At 61.7% G+C, this 15,574-nt stretch carries 5 protein-coding genes; 4 read left to right on the top strand and 1 reads right to left on the bottom strand.

Going from position 1 to position 15,574, the window contains the following annotated elements:
• The first annotated feature begins 610 nt into the window (after window positions 1-610).
• Genes QTL56_RS12030 through QTL56_RS12045 form a run of 4 tightly spaced genes read left to right on the top strand, consistent with a single transcriptional unit; the run spans window position 611 to window position 14,781 of the window.
• Complete coding sequence (locus QTL56_RS12030) at window positions 611-2,443, top strand: non-ribosomal peptide synthetase (protein WP_245137878.1); 1,833 nt, start codon at window positions 611-613, stop codon at window positions 2,441-2,443.
• Window positions 2,440-10,614 (top strand): non-ribosomal peptide synthetase/type I polyketide synthase, encoded by an 8,175-nt coding sequence (locus QTL56_RS12035; protein ID WP_245137879.1) that lies wholly within the window; start codon window positions 2,440-2,442, stop codon window positions 10,612-10,614. Before QTL56_RS12030 ends, QTL56_RS12035 begins: the two co-directional genes overlap by 4 nt.
• Entirely contained in the window at window positions 10,611-13,160 is a 2,550-nt protein-coding gene (locus tag QTL56_RS12040; protein ID WP_245137880.1) for a condensation domain-containing protein, read from the top strand. Before QTL56_RS12035 ends, QTL56_RS12040 begins: the two co-directional genes overlap by 4 nt.
• 1 nt (window position 13,161) lies before the next feature.
• A complete protein-coding gene (locus QTL56_RS12045) occupies window positions 13,162-14,781 on the top strand; it encodes a glucosamine inositolphosphorylceramide transferase family protein (RefSeq protein WP_245137881.1) in 1,620 nt (539 codons plus the stop codon).
• Here QTL56_RS12045 and QTL56_RS12050 read toward each other — a convergent pair.
• Window positions 14,733-15,482, bottom strand: coding sequence for a 4'-phosphopantetheinyl transferase family protein (locus tag QTL56_RS12050; RefSeq protein WP_245137882.1), 750 nt, complete (start codon window positions 15,480-15,482; stop codon window positions 14,733-14,735). The genes QTL56_RS12045 and QTL56_RS12050 overlap by 49 nt on opposite strands.
• Window positions 15,483-15,574 lie beyond the last annotated feature (92 nt).

The following is a 15,574-nucleotide window of genomic DNA, read 5'->3' on the forward strand; positions in this document are numbered from 1 at the left end:
TCACCGTGACATTCTGTCAAATCTTGTGCGGCGGAACAAAGAGCCGGGCCATACAACATTTAAACAGGCCCCTGAGCGGCCACTTCTACCACCGGGCCTGTCCGAAATTGGTAGATATCCAGTTCAGATACTCCTTTCGGACAGAAAGCTGATTGCGCAAAGATTCCGAATCGACAGGCGTCTGCGAAGATCGCCAGGCGGGGGCAAGGTGATGTCTCGCCTTTTCTGAATGGAGCGCCGGTCGCGCGCAGAACGAGCGCCCAACCGATTGGAATCCGGTCTTCCTTATCCCGCGCCACCGCCCTTACGGCTGACAGCCCGGAGGAATGTTACACCTCACTGGCCAAACGGCTTAGCTCAAGGCTAGCCGACCGACCCAATTCACCCCAATGACCAGATTTTCATTTCACGGACGCGTGAAATTCTGACGCTCGGGGATTGCCTTGCCGAAAGGTCTCTCGGCCGCAAAGCCGCATCGAACGAGGTTTCGGCACAGCCAACCAGATGGAGCGGGATGACAATGACTGAGCTTCAGGACGAATTAGGGAGCATGAAAACGACGGCCGGAGGCATGCCTCGACCGCCAGCCCACTTCGACAGGAAGCAGGGCGTGCCGGAAATCGTAAAGGGGCATGCCTCGGCATTCCCCAACGCGCTTGCCATCATCTGCGATGATGCTCGTTTGACTTATGGCGAACTCGATGCGCTTTCCGACGGTCTTGCGACCTACCTCGTCTCGTGCGGCGTCAAAAAGGGTGATGTCGTATGTCTGCTCGTCCCGCGCGCGCTTGAAACAGTCGTTGCAAAACTGGCGATATTGAAAGCAGGAGCAGGATATCTTCCGCTCGATCCGGCCTATCCGGCGGACCACCTGCAGTACGTGCTGGATGAATGCCGCCCCAAGGTTGTCTTTACGTTTGCCAATCGGAGCTTGGACCCAGGCATACTCAGCGGCTCCGGCAGTCGCGTTGTCGACCTGTCCACGGTTCTGCAAAGCCTGGGCTCTGGTGATCCGTCCCGCCTCCCGAACATCGAGGGAGGAGACCTCGCATATGTCATGTACACGTCGGGATCGACCGGGCGGCCAAAAGGCGTCGCAGTTCCCCACCGCGGCATCACGCGCCTCGTCCTCGACCAGAACTACATCGAATTTCGGCCGGGAGACATGGTCCTCCATTCCACGACCATCTCATTCGATGCATCGACGGTCGATGTCTGGGGCGCCCTCCTGAATGGATCCACTCTGGTCATCATGTCGAAGGCGAACTTCTCGCTGACCGACATGCGGGATCTGATCAGGAAGCACGAAGTGACGTTCATAAACTTCACCACGGGCCTCTTTAACATCTTCGCAGACCATGCAGATGAACCCATGCCCAGTCTGCGCCATGCGATCTTCGGGGGCGAAGTCGCCTCGGCACCGCATGTGAAGCGTTTTGTTGCTGCGCATCCAGGCTGCTCACTGACGAATGTCTATGGCCCGACAGAAGCCGCCTGCATCGCAACCACTTTTACCGTCGCCCCAGATTTCTCCGCATCAGAACTGCCAATTGGCAAAGCGATTGCCCATACCGATGTCTTTTTGCTCGACGACGATCTCCAGGTCGTACCACCCGGCATCGAAGGCCAGATCGCGATCGCCGGTGATGGGCTGGCCCTTGGATATTTCAACCGGCCCGACCTGACAGCTGAACGTTTCATCTCGGTCGATACGGCTGAGGGCATCAAGCGCTGCTATCTGACCGGAGATCTGGCGATCCTGGACGAGAACGAGACCTTTCACTTCCGGGGCCGCAGCGACCGTCAGGTCAAAATCAACGGCAAACGTATCGAACTGGAAGAGATCGAGACGGCGCTGCGCCGCCACCCACGTCTTGCCGAGGCGGTGGTCGAGTGCCGGGAGGCCGGCGGCGTCAAACGGATTATCGCCTATCTCCGCCCGCGCGAAGCGCAGGACATGTCCAATGCCAATCTCATCCCCTCGGTCATGGAGCGGCTGCGCAACAGTTTGCCAGCCTACATGATTCCGAGCACCGCACTCGTCATGCCCGAGTTTCCCCTGACACGTGCCGGCAAGATCGACAGGGCACGCCTGCCACTGCCGCCGATCGAGGACATCCAGCCAGCGGCCGTCCGCAGCCGCACCGAGGAAATTCTCATGCGACTTTGGTGCGATGCCCTCGGATTGGAAATCGTTCCGGCCGATCGAAACTTCTTTGACCTGGGGGGAACCTCGCTGCAGTTGATGCGCGTCCACGCGGGGCTTGAGCTCGAACTTGGGCAGCGCTGCGAGGTGCTGGCTCTCTTCAAGCACACCACCGTACGCGATATGGCGCGTTTCCTGGACGGCCATGAACAGGCACGCCCCAGGGCTGCGGCATCCGACCAGCGCGCCGCCCTGCAGCGCAGGACGATGGGCCAATTTCGCCGGAGCACCCCATGACCTTTGACAGTCGGCCAAATGGCCTCAATCCGGAAACCGAAACCGCAGGCGATCATGACCTTGCCGCTGGTATTGCAATCATCGGGATGTCGGGCCGGTTCCCGGGCGCACCCGATATCTCCACGCTTTGGGACCTCGTCAAACGTGGCGGCAACGCATTTCGCATCTTCGCCACGGACGAACTGGAAGACGGCTTCACAGACGAGGAACGGGCATCCCCTGAATACGTCGCATGTCGCCCTCACCTTGCCGATGTGGATCGGTTCGATGCTGAGTTCTTCGGCATGTTCGCCCGTGAGGCCGCCCTGACGGATCCTCAGCACCGTGTCTTCCTCGAGATCTGCTGGGAAGCGCTCGAAAGCGCGGGCTATGATCCCTACAAGAGCCCCGGCCTTGTCGGGGTCTTCGCCGGTTGCTCGATGCCGACCTATCTCCTGAACAATGTTCTCGCCGACCGCGCGGCCGTGGAGGAGGTAACATCCAACTACCAGATCGGTTGCTACAACCAGCTGATCGGCTCTCTCGGCGACGCCCTTGCCACCCGGATCGCCTACAAGTTCAACCTCCGCGGCCCTGCTTTCACGCTGCAGTCTGCCTGCTCCACGTCGCTGCTCGCCGTTTCTCAGGCATGCCAGAACCTTCTGACCTACAGTTGCGACATGGCGCTGGCAGGCGGCGTCTCCATCTCCATTCCCCAAAAGCGTGGCTATATCTATCAGGAAGGCGGGATGGTTTCTCGCGACGGCGTCTGCCGGCCCTTTGATGCGGAAGCTTCGGGCACCGTCTTCGGCAGCGGTGCTGGGGTGGTGTTACTGAAGCGCCTGGAGGACGCTGTGGCGGACGGCGACGTCATCTACGCGACCATCCGCGGTTACGCCGTCAACAATGACGGCTCCGACAAGATCGGGTTTACCGCACCGAGTGCAGAAGGACAGGCTGATGCCATCAGCGCTGCGATTGCCCATGCCGGCATCGACCCGGCAACCATCGGCTATATCGAATGCCATGGAACGGCGACGCCCCTTGGCGACCCCATCGAGTTCTCCGGTCTCAAGGAAGCCTTCACAGGCGCGCATCACCAGAAGGAGACATGCGCGCTCGGATCGCTGAAAGGGTCGATCGGACATCTCGATGCGGCCGCCGGCGTCGCGGGATTGATCAAGGCCACACTCGCCTTGCATCACCGCAAGATCCCGGCCATGCCGAACTACAACACACCCAATCCGCGGATTGATCTGGACAATACCCGCTTTCACATTCCACGCCGGACAACGGACTGGTTTTCGGGCTCGACGCCCCGGCGGGCGGGCGTGAGCGCCTTCGGCGTCGGCGGAACCAACATTCATGTCGTGCTGGAAGAGGCACCGAAACGGCTGGAATCCTCAGCCCAAGTCGCCGGCCCGATGATCCTGCCGCTTTCCGCCCGCTCCGAGCCTGCATTGGCAGAAATGCGCAAGAACCTTGCAAGCCACCTGGAGGAAAACCGCGACATCCCCCTGCAGGCCGTCGCAACGACGCTTCAGCATGGCCGACACGCTTTCAAGAGGAGAACAGCCGTTTCGGCGGCCACGGTCGATGAGGCCATCCAGGCCCTGAGACGGGACGGCTTGGTTACGGCGACCGCCGAGGATCAACCGCCGCCGATCGTCTTCATGTTCCCCGGGCAGGGCGCACAGTATGTCGGCATGGGAGCAGCCCTCTATGAAGGCGAGCCGGAGTTTGCCCGCTGGATCGATCGCGGCACCGAGCTTTTGAAGATGCGCTTCGGCATCGATCTCAAGGAATATATCTGCCATGCCGGCGCCGTGAGTGGCGCGATGGCGGCAGAGCAGCGGGAAACCCGGATCGCGCAACCCTGCCTCTATCTCGTGGAATACGCCCTCGCGCAGCTTTGGATGAGCCGTGGTCTGCGGCCAACGGCCATGATCGGACACAGCGTCGGCGAGTTCGTCGCGGCCACGCTCGCCAATGTCATCTCGTTCGAGGACGCCTTGACCCTGGTCGCAACCCGCGGGCAACTGATGCAGGATCAGGAGCCTGGCGCGATGCTGTCCGTTCGCGCAGCGCCCGAGGTGCTCCGCGAACACCTTGAGGGGCGCGCGGAGATTGCCGCGATCAATGCGCCGAAGCTTTGCGTCGCCTCGGGCCCTCTCGACGACATCGAGGCACTCTGCTTCAGGCTCGAGAAGGCAGGGGTGGCATTCAGCCGACTGCATACCTCTCATGCCTTCCACTCCGCGATGATGGAGCCCTGCATCGATGCTTTGCGCGATGTCGCCTCGAAAGTGACCTACGGCCGGGCCACCATCCCCTACATTTCCTGCGTGACGGGCGACTGGCAAAACGACGCAGTGGGATCGTCTCCGGACTATTGGTCTCGGCATTGTCGCGAACCCGTGCGTTTCTCCGATGGACTTGTTACCCTGTGCAAAGATCAGAGCCCTATCCTTCTCGAAGTGGGACCTGGCCGAACCCTTTCGGTCTTCTCGGCACAGACCATCGGGCGCGACCAATTGCCGGCCATTGTCCAGTCCCTGCCCGAGCACGACAACGCCGCTGCAGCCCGGCACTTCGTAGCCGACGCCCAGGCTCGTCTTTGGATGGCGGGCAGCGAGATCCCCTGGCCCGCCATGCCGAACGAAGCTCGCAGAGCCGTATCCCTGCCGACCTACGCCTTCCAGCGGCAGCGACACTGGATCGACGCCCCACCGTCCATCCGACGGGCCCGCGCCGCGCAATCCGCACGTCAGACAGAACCCGAGAGCATCAAGAGCGAGCCTTTCGCAAGAAATGAGGTGGAAACCATGAACGCCATCAGCACCATCACGGTCGCCGGCCGCACTCCGGAGCTTGAGACTGCGCTGATCACCCTTTTGAGCGAAATGTCGGGCGAACCGATAGACTCGGGCAACGTCAACGACAGTTTCCTCGAACTCGGCTTTGATTCCCTGTTCATTGGCCAGTTCGCCCAGAAGATCGACAAGCAGTATCGCGTGAAGATCTCCTTCCGCGAACTGCTCGGCAACATCCCCTCGGTCGCAGCCCTGGCTAAATATCTGGACCAGGCCCTGCCACCGGAGCCTGCAAAGGTGGAGGTTGCGCTTAGCCCCACGCCTGCAGCCGACATGCAACCAATCTCTGCCCAACCTGCCATGGCCCCGGCTGCGCCACAAATTCCGGCACCGGTCCAGACGCCACTTCCGGGCATTGCCGCCAGCGTCCAGACCATGCCGGCGGGCAACATCCCGGTCGGTGCAGGTCTTGAGGCGCTGCTGCAATCGCAGCTTTCTCTCACGCAGAACCTCTTTGCCCAACAATTCCAGCTTCTCCAGGGCGCAGCATCGGCGCCTGCAGGCGTCGTGGCGACGGCAAAGCCGGAAACGGCTCCGCCGATTGTCGCGCCGGTCGCCGTGGCCGCGCCCCAGGCCGCGGCGACACCGCAGGTCATGCAGAGCAACCATCCAGCAGAAGAGATCGGCGGAGATCGATATCGCCACTATCAGCAGGGAGGATCAAAGGCCAAGACAGACATCACTCCTGAAAAGGAGACCTTCATCAATGATCTGGTCATCGCCTATTCCAACCGCAACAAGCGGTCCAAGGAATATACCCAGACGCACAGGGCCCGGCTTGCCGATCCCCGCACGGCCTCCGGTTTCCGCGCAGAATGGAAGGAAATGATCTTCCCCGTAGTCTGCGATCGCTCGAAGGGCGCCCGCATCTGGGATATCGACGGCCATGAATACATCGACCTGGTCAATGGTTTCGGCCAGACGGCATTCGGCCACGCGCCGGACTTCGTTGTCGACGCCATGAAAATCCAGATGGACGATGGCTTCGCCATCGGCCCCCAGACGCCGCTCGCCGGCGAAGTCGCCGAACTGTTCGGCGCCATGACCGGCCATGAACGCGTCACCTTCTGCAACACTGGCTCCGAAGCCGTCATGGCAGCCATGCGCCTCGCCCGTGCTGTAACTGGCCGCGACCGCATCGTCGTTTTCGCCAACGACTATCACGGCCAGTTCGATGAAGTTCTGGTGAAGGGTCGCGCCAAGGCCAAGGAACCGATTGCCCTGCCCATCGCGGCCGGCATACCGTCCGGTTCCGTCGGCAACATGATCGTGCTCCCCTATGGCGCGCCGGAAAGCCTTGATTGGATCAGGGCGAATGCCGAGGATCTGGCTGCCGTGATCATCGAGCCGATCCAGAGCCGCCATCCCGAACTCAGGCCGCGCGATTTCGTCGCCGAATTGCGCAAGATCGCCGACACATCGGGCTGCGCGCTCGTCTTCGATGAGGTGGTCACCGGCTTCCGAGTCGATCCCGGCGGCGTCCAGGCCATATGGGGCATCAAGGGCGACATGGCGACTTACGGCAAGGTCGTCGGCGGCGGCATGCCGATCGGTGTCCTGGCGGGCAGCAGCCGCTTCATGGATGCACTGGACGGCGGACACTGGAACTATGGCGACGACTCCGTGCCGAATGTGGTCCCGACGTTCTTCGCAGGCACCTTCGTCCGCCATCCCGTGGTGCTGGCAGCGGCCCGCGCCGTGCTTCACCATATCCAGGGCGAAGGCGCGGCCCTCTACGACCGTGTCGCCCGGCGCACGGAAGCTCTGGTCGAGGAGATCAATTCGGAACTCGCCAAGCGCGGCGTCCCGCCCTGCCTTCGCGGCTACAAGAGCTGGTTCGTCACCGATTTCGGCAGCCAGGATCCTCTTGGCGGCCTCTTGTACCCCTATCTGCGCATGAACGGCATCCATATCCAGGATGGCTATCCCTGCTTCCTGACGACGGCCCATACCGAAGAGGATTTCACGACGATCGCAAGAGCGTTTCGCGACGCGATCGACGCGCTGCAATGCGTCGGCATCTTCTCCCCCAAAACCGAAAGCGAACTCGCCGGCCCTGCAACCACACCAGACCGTGGTCCCAAGCCGACCTTGCATCAGGCACCCCGCGCCGAGAGCGCCGCGTTGACGGAAGCACAATCAGAGATCTGGCTGGCAGCGCAGGCGGGTGACGAAGCATCGTGCTCGTTCAACGAGTCCCTCTCGCTTGAACTGAACGGTTCTTTGGACCGCAAGGCCTTGCTTGCCGTCATCGATGCGGTCGTTGCCCGGCATGACGCCCTGCACATCCGTTTCGACCGAAACGGCGAACGGTTTCGCTTCATCTCCAACTTCAGGCTTCCGGTCGAAGTCGTGGACCTGACAGAAGAGGCTGACGCCAAAGCCGCTCTGGACGACTTGATCGAGACCGACGCTAGGACACCTTTCGATCTGGTCGAAGGCCCGCTGGCTCGCGCCTACCTCGTGGCGCTCACGCCGGAGCGTCATGTGCTGGTCTTCACTGCGCATCACATCATTTGCGACGGCTGGTCACTGAACGTCATCATCAACGAACTGGCCGCGACCTACTCGGCCGCATTGAAGGCGGAAGAGCTCTCGCTGGAGCCGGCCATGTCTTTCGCGGACTATGCCGAAAACCATGCGCCCGGCGCGGACGTCAACACCACGACCTCTCAGTTCTGGCATGAGCAATACAAGGAATTGCCGGAACTGCCGGACATGCCCTTTGATCGCCCCTACCCCGATCGACGCAGCTATGCCGGCGGGACTTGCACAGTCATCGTGCCTCCGGAAGTCACGACTGCAGTCCGCAAACGAGGCGCACGAACAGGGGCGACCATGTTCTCGACCATGCTGGCGGCCCTTCAGATCATGCTGGCGCGCCTGTCCGGCCAGAATGATGTCGTCATCGCTGTACCTTCTGCCGGACAGAGTCTGCTCGATGAACGCATCCTCGTCGGACACTGCGTGAACCTGTTGCCGATCCGCCAGATGGTCGATCCGTCGACTTCGTTCGAAGATCACCTGAAGACCACGCAACAGCTCGTCCTCAAGGCCTTCGAGCATCAGGACTACACGTATGGCACACTGGTGAAGACGCTGGGGGTCAAGCGCGATCCGCGCCGGCTGCCCCTGACGGGCATCCAGTTCAACCTTGAACGCATGGCGGCGAACGCGGAATTCGATGCGCTCGACGCGACGATCGTTCCCAATCCGAAGTCATTTGCGAATTTCGACATGTTCCTCAACATGATCGAAAGCAGGGACGGTATCCGCATCGACGTGGACTACAATGCCGACGTCCTTGACCGTGAAACGGTTGAACGCTGGATCGGCCATCTCGTCACGTTGATCACCGCGCTGGCGGAAGACACCAGCCGCCCCGTGACCGACCTCCCTCTCCTGTCTTCTCGGCAGGTGAAATGGTTGGCCCAAGACCTCAATCAGAGTGCCCTGGACTATCCCAAGGATGAATTCGCATTCTCGCTCATCGCAAGAAGGGCGCAATCGACCCCCGAAGCCGTCGCGGCGCGTCACGGGGAAAAATCCATCACCTATGCCGAGCTCGAGGCGAGAACAAACCGCTTTGCCCGGTATCTCGGCAAAGCCGTCCCCGGCCAGGGTGAACGCGTGGCCCTGCTCGAAGAACGCTCACTCGACCTGCTGGTGGCCCTTATCGGCATCATGAAGGCAGGACACGCCTATGTCCCGCTCGATCCCGGTCATCCCGAGACACGGCTTCGCCAGACGCTTGCTGCGGCAAGACCGGCCGCCCTTGTCTGCGGGACCGAGGCAGCAGCGGCGCTCGCCACGGATGGCATGGTGACCATCCGCCTGGACCAGGAGGCCGACAGCATTCAGGCCCTTTCCGGCGCTCAGCTGGAGCGCGTTCCAACCAGCACGGAATCGACTGCCTATGTGATCTTCACCTCAGGCTCCACGGGAACGCCGAAGGGTGTGGCAATCTCCCATCGTTCGCTGACCAACTTCCTCCTGTCCATGGCCAGGGAACCGGGCTTCACCGCCGACGACGTCATCGTCGCCGTGACAACCATTTCCTTTGATATCGCCGGCCTGGAACTCTACCTGCCGCTTGTTGCGGGCGGCAGCGTCGTCATCGCCGACAGGTCGGAGGTCGAAGATGGTTTTGCCCTCGTTCGGCTGATCAAGGGCAGCAAGGCGACCATCCTGCAGGCAACGCCGACCCTTTGGCAGATGCTGGTGGAAGCCGGGCTCGATGGCGACAGCCCCTTGAAGAAGCTGTGCGGCGGGGAAGCTCTGCCCAAAGCGCTCGCCCGCACACTTGCCGCCATGCAGGGCTCGCTCTGGAACATGTACGGCCCCACCGAAACGACGATCTGGTCTTCCGTCGCGCATATTGAAGACGGAGAAGCACCGATTACCATCGGCCACCCGATTGCCAATACCCAGATGCACATTCTGGGCGCGGACGGTCGCCTCGCGCCTCCCGGCATCACCGGCGAACTCGTCATCGGAGGCGATGGCTTGGCCCAGGGCTATTTCGACCGTCCCGACCTCACCGACGCAGCCTTCGTTTCGCTCGACATCGGGACCGACTCCAGGCAACGCCTTTACAGGACGGGCGACCTGGGGCGGCGGCTGGAGGATGGTTCCCTGCAGCTGCTCGGCCGCCGGGACAACCAGGTCAAGCTGCGCGGCTTCCGCATCGAGCTCGGTGACATCGAAGCGGTCGTCTCGCAGGTCGAGGGCATGCGCCAATGCGCGGTTGTCGGCGCGAGGAACGGTCGCGGCGACCTGGTTCTCGCCTGCTACTTCGTGGCCGACCCCGACACCCCGGCAGCCGATGCGACGCAATTGGCCACCGCGGTCCGTGCCCAGTTGCCGGCCTATATGGTGCCCGCCGTCTGGTCTCTGGAGACGGAGCTGCCGCTGACGAGAAACGGAAAACTGGACCGCAAGACATTGGAGTCCCGCGAGCTGAGGCGCGACGAAAACCAGACTGCAGCGCCCAAGACCGCACCCCGCACGCCGATGGAAGAAAAGCTCATGGCGATCTGGAAGGGCGTTCTGGAGGTCGATCAGATCGATGTCGAGGACAATCTTTATGCGCTCGGCGCGGACTCGCTGACGATCTTCCGCATTGCCGCACGCATGCTGGATGCGGGCCTGCCGCTCGAAGCCAAGCACCTGCTCCGCCATCCGTCGATTGCCGAGCTCGCCGCCTATGCCGATGAAGCGGCCAAGGCCCCGACATCCACCGGCGGGGTCGTCTACCAGATACCCTCGCTCGCCAGCTTCCGGAATGGTGCGCGGCGCAGGATGGAGAGCTTGTCATGACCCAGCAAGAAAGCCAGGCCACATCGTCGAGCGCAGCACCGGAGGTCATTGGCGAGTTTCCCTGCACGCAGACCCAGCTTCGGTTTTGGATCCTCGACCAGCTGCAGCCTGGAAATCCGGCCCTGAACGTATCGGTACGCTGGGAGATCAGAGGATCGTTCAAGGCATCGACGATCGAGGCCGCCTTTCGCAAGATCATCCAGCGTCACGAGATCCTGCGCACGCGTTTCGTGGAGCGGGAAGGCAATCCGTATCAGCAGGTTCTCGATGCAGTAGACTTCAAGCTGTCGGTCATCGACCTCAGGAGCATGCCACCGGAGCAGCGCGAACAACGCATCCTGTCGATCGGTGAGGAAACAGCGTCGGCCCCTTTCGATCTCACGCGCGGCGGTCTCTTTCGCGTCGCCTTGCTGATGGTCGAGAACAACCGCGCCTTTCTGCTGATCACCGCGCATCATACCTGTTTCGACGGCTCCTCCATCCGCGTCATGGGCCGCGAACTTGGTGAAATCGCATCGGCCATGGAAGCAGGCCGCGCACCTGTCCTGCCGGATCTATCCCTGCAATATGGTGATTTTGCCCTGTGGCAACAGGAATATCTGTCGAGCTACGGCTTCGAGACGGAGCAGAGCTTTTGGACGGAAACCCTGGCAGGCGCGCCGTATTTCGAGGTGCCGAGCGATCACCCGCGACCAGCGATCAGGACCACAAGCGGAAACATCATCTCCGTCGCGAAATCGGTGGAGTTCGGCGAGCGTGTCGAGGCCGCCGCCCGCGATCACAAGGTTTCGCTCTTCGCCTATGGCGTTGCGGTGCTCAGCACCGTCCTCCACCGGTTGACCGGGGCAGACGATATCCTGCTTGGCACCCAGATCGCCGGGCGTGAACAGTCCGATCTCGAACCGATGATCGGCGTCTTCATCAACAATCTGGTGCTGCGTCTCCCGGTCCGACCGAACGTGAGCTTCGAAGATCACCTGAAAACCGCAACCAAGGTGGTGAGTGCCGCTGTCGACCACCACCGCATGCCCTTCAACAAGCTGGTCGAAGTCATCAACCCGGCGCGAGATCCCTCGCGCACCCCGCTGATCTCGGTCAACTTCAACCTGTCCAAAGCCTTTATGGAGGATCGCCACTATGGCGACTTCGAACTGATCAGTGCGGCGTCGCAGTCCCCGGGCGTGGTCTATGACATCGGCTTCGGCATGGTCGGACGCCCGTCCGGCTGGCGTATGTCGATCGAATACAATACCGATCTCTTCGATCCGTCCACGATCGAACATATCCTGCAGCTTTGGCAGGATGTCTATGAGCAGGCGCTGAGCGCCCCTTTCGAACCCCTGTCGCCCGACAGCATCAGCGAGCAGACGCCCGCCTCCGCAACCCCGGCAATTCTCGACTCTTCCGCAGTTCCGCTTTCAGGCAGCCACGCCACAGCCCCGGTCGACGCCATTCCGCCCGGACCTGAAAACATGGCGGCACTTTCGTCCGCCGACCGTATCAGGCTCGTCGGCGAGATCTGGGCGAAGGTCCTCGACGTCGAAAAGGTCGGACCGGAGGGTGACTTCTTCTCGCTTGGTGGACATTCGCTGCTGGCGCTTCGCATGCTGTCTGCGGTCAGAGAGCGGTATAGGGTCAAGCCGGATCTCGCCTTGCTTTTCAGGCATTCGACGCTCCGCAGCTTCACGGAGGCCGTAATGGGGCCGGCGGAGGCCGAAGTGCGCGCGCAAGCGAAAACGGCGGCCCCTGCCTGGGAGCGCAACAGCTACAAGCAGGGAACAGGCCGCTGTGCGATCTATACGATCAATCACCCGTTTCTCTACTACCATCTCGCCAACCGCCTGAGCGATGACATCTCGGTCTACAACGTCAACATGTTCAGCGCGGCGGAAGCCGAAATGGCGGCAGAGGTGACGCTGGAGGATATTGCCGCATCAGCGATCCGCGCGATGGACATACGGGCTGATGCCGGACCGGTGGGCATCATCGGATTGTGCGTGAACGGAAGTGTGGCGCTCGAAGTGGCGCGCCAATTGCGCCAGTCCGGCGTGACTGTCGCCTTCACGGCTGCAATCGATTCCTGGGCGCCGGGATATTTTAGCACTCTGCCCTGGCTGAACAAGCGACTCTGGATCGCCGAACGCCGGATAAAGCGTCTTGCCTATTTCGTCCGGAAACTCCTGTCTGGCCGGATGCGCCCCACCACCTTCCTCAAGGAATTCCGCGTGACGCGCTGGCTCCTCGGTATGTTCAGCCCGGATCGGGCGAAAGCGAGCGCCGAGGAAAAGACCAATTCCCGCGTCACCGAGTTTCTTGTGCGCAGCGCCCGGAATTTCAAGGCGGAACCGGTCGGCGATTTTCTGATCTTCCGCAGCGAAGCAAGCCCGGCGCGAGCGAGAAAACTCCTGTTCGGGTGGAACGCGGATGTAGCGGGAAAGTCGTCCGTCATCGACCTGGAAGGATGGCACGAGGACTCACTCACCGTCGGTGGAATGCGTCGACTGGCCAGCGTCATCGAAGAGCGTTTCGCACACGGAAAACACTGAGATGGACGCATCCACCGCATCCAAGGCAACAGCCACTGATCGACCTTCGCTGGCGCCCCTTCGGATCGGCTTGCTGACCGATGGACGGCACGGCCTCGCAAACTGGCAGTTCGCCCTGATAGACCGGATTTTGGCCGATGACCGGTTTAGCCTGAGGGCCATGATCGTCTGTCCGCCGAAGGTTGGCGCGGCACCGGTCGCCTTTCGGCTGGCCGCAGCGGTGGAACGCAGGACCTTGGGGCGCCAGCCGGTCTACCGCCCCAAGGGTCCCGGATTTGCGGCCATCACATCGGTCACGCTCGGCGAGCAGGTCGGCCGGGACGGAGGCTCGGAGTTGGATCTGGTTCTGGCCATCTCTCCCTTGGACTTGCCGCAGGATGCCTTCTCGGACTTGCCCTTCGGCTCCTGGCAATTTTCCTTCTCGCATGCGGCCAACGCCGATGCAGACTGGTACGGCTATCACGAAGTGATCGCCGGAAAACCGGCCACGGAACTGCGCATCACCGTTCGCCGCGCCGGCCGGGAAGACGAGACGTTGGCCATGGCGGAATTCAACACCAAATTCAGCGCCGCCCGCAACGCTGACTTCATCAAGGAACGCGCGGTGACACTGGCCATGCGGGAACTGCGCAAGCTCGCGGACGCCCGTGCCCTTACCGTTCTGCCCCCTCCGGCGACCATGCCCGCCCCTCGTCCGCCGGGCCTCAGCAAGCTATTGCCCTACGCCGCCTCGCTCGGGCGCAATCTTCTGGCGCGGGGACGGCAGGCGGTGGAGGAAAAATTGGGGATCGGGGCAGCGCCATGGGTGCTCTTCGTCGGCGATGGGCGCCCGGAAGACTTTGACCCGCGGACCTCTGTCCTGCTGGAGCCTGATGATGACGAGCTCCGAGCCGATCCCTTCCTGTTTCCACATGAGGGAGAAACCTATGTCTTCTACGAAGCCTATACGCCAAGCAACACCAAGGCGCATATCGCCGTGGGCCGGCTTGTGGGAAACAGGCTTGAGAGACTGGGCATCGCCCTGAAAGCGGAGCATCACCTCTCATATCCCTTTACCTTTCGTCACGATGACGGGATCTTCATGATCCCTGAAACGAACAGGGCCCGCCGGCTGGAAGTCTGGCGCTGCGTCGAATTTCCCCTGCGCTGGGAACTGCATGCGACAGCCCTCGAAGGCCAGTCCTCGGCCGATTCTGCTCTTTTTCTCTTCGATGGAAGGTGGTGGCTTTTCACCAATCTCTCCGAGTTCCATGCCTATGAGGATCATTGCAGCGAATTGCATGTCTTCGAAGTGGATGGGCCGGACCTGAAATGGATGAAGCCCCATCGCAACAATCCGGTGGTCATGGGCAGCACCGAAGCGCGCAACGGCGGACGGCCGTTCGAGCAAGGAGGGCGGCTCTACCGCCCGTCCCAACGAAATGAATACGGCATATATGGCTACGGGCTGAACATCATGCAGGTCGAGGAACTCGACCTCGAGACCTACAGCGAGCGCTGCGTGCGGACCATCAAACCGGACTTCGCACCTGGCATCGTGGCCTGTCATCACATGGACGCTTCGAACGGCCGCTACATCATCGACGCCATGTTCGCGGACCAGGCCGACCTGCGGCGGTAGTGGACCATGACCTCACGACCGGCCGAACAGACGGCGAGCGCACCAGAAAAACCATCGACCACGTGGAGATTGAGGAGGGCCCACTCAGACAGCTGGCCTATATCCCGGTCCAGACGCTGGAGCAGACGCTGGCCCTCCACGGCCTCTATCGAAACATCGAACCTGTCCAGCGGAACCGACAGACCTGCCCCGTGCGCCTTCACGAAGGCCTCTTTTCGTGTCCAGCACCGGTAGAAGCCCGCCAGTTGCTCCCCGCCCGGCAGAGCTGCAAGGGCCGCACATTCGGATGCCGAGAAGAAGCGGCTGGCAATATCCTCCTGGAGTGGCCGGATCTCTTCGATGTCGATGCCGACTCTAGCATGCGCCGAGACGGCGAGCATCGCCTCGCCGGCGCTGTGGCTCAGATTGAAGTGAAGCCTGCCCCGATCGGCGAGATCAAATTCAGGCTTGCCCCAATCGTTGTAGCCGAAGCGAACAGCCCTGGGATCAATCCCGAGATAGGTCGCAAGGATCAGGCGAAGGCCGGCGCGTCCGACGATGTAATGTTGACGGTCGCCGTCTTTGAGGAAGCGCTGGGCTCGACCGCGTTCGTCCTCGCTGAGCAAGCTACGCGCATGAGAGGGGTCCGCAAAGGACTGGTCCAGGGACCAGTTCCAGATATCGACCGCAACGGGATCTGCTGAACCAGGATCGCTTGGCATCGGCAACAAGGGCTTTCGACCGAGGGGACGGAACTGTCATCCCGAACTGCCCACGACCCTGCCGCGCTTGACGTGAAGCGTCAACACGCCCT

It is taken from the genome of Peteryoungia algae (assembly GCF_030369675.1).
GTDB lineage: Bacteria > Pseudomonadota > Alphaproteobacteria > Rhizobiales > Rhizobiaceae > Allorhizobium > Allorhizobium algae.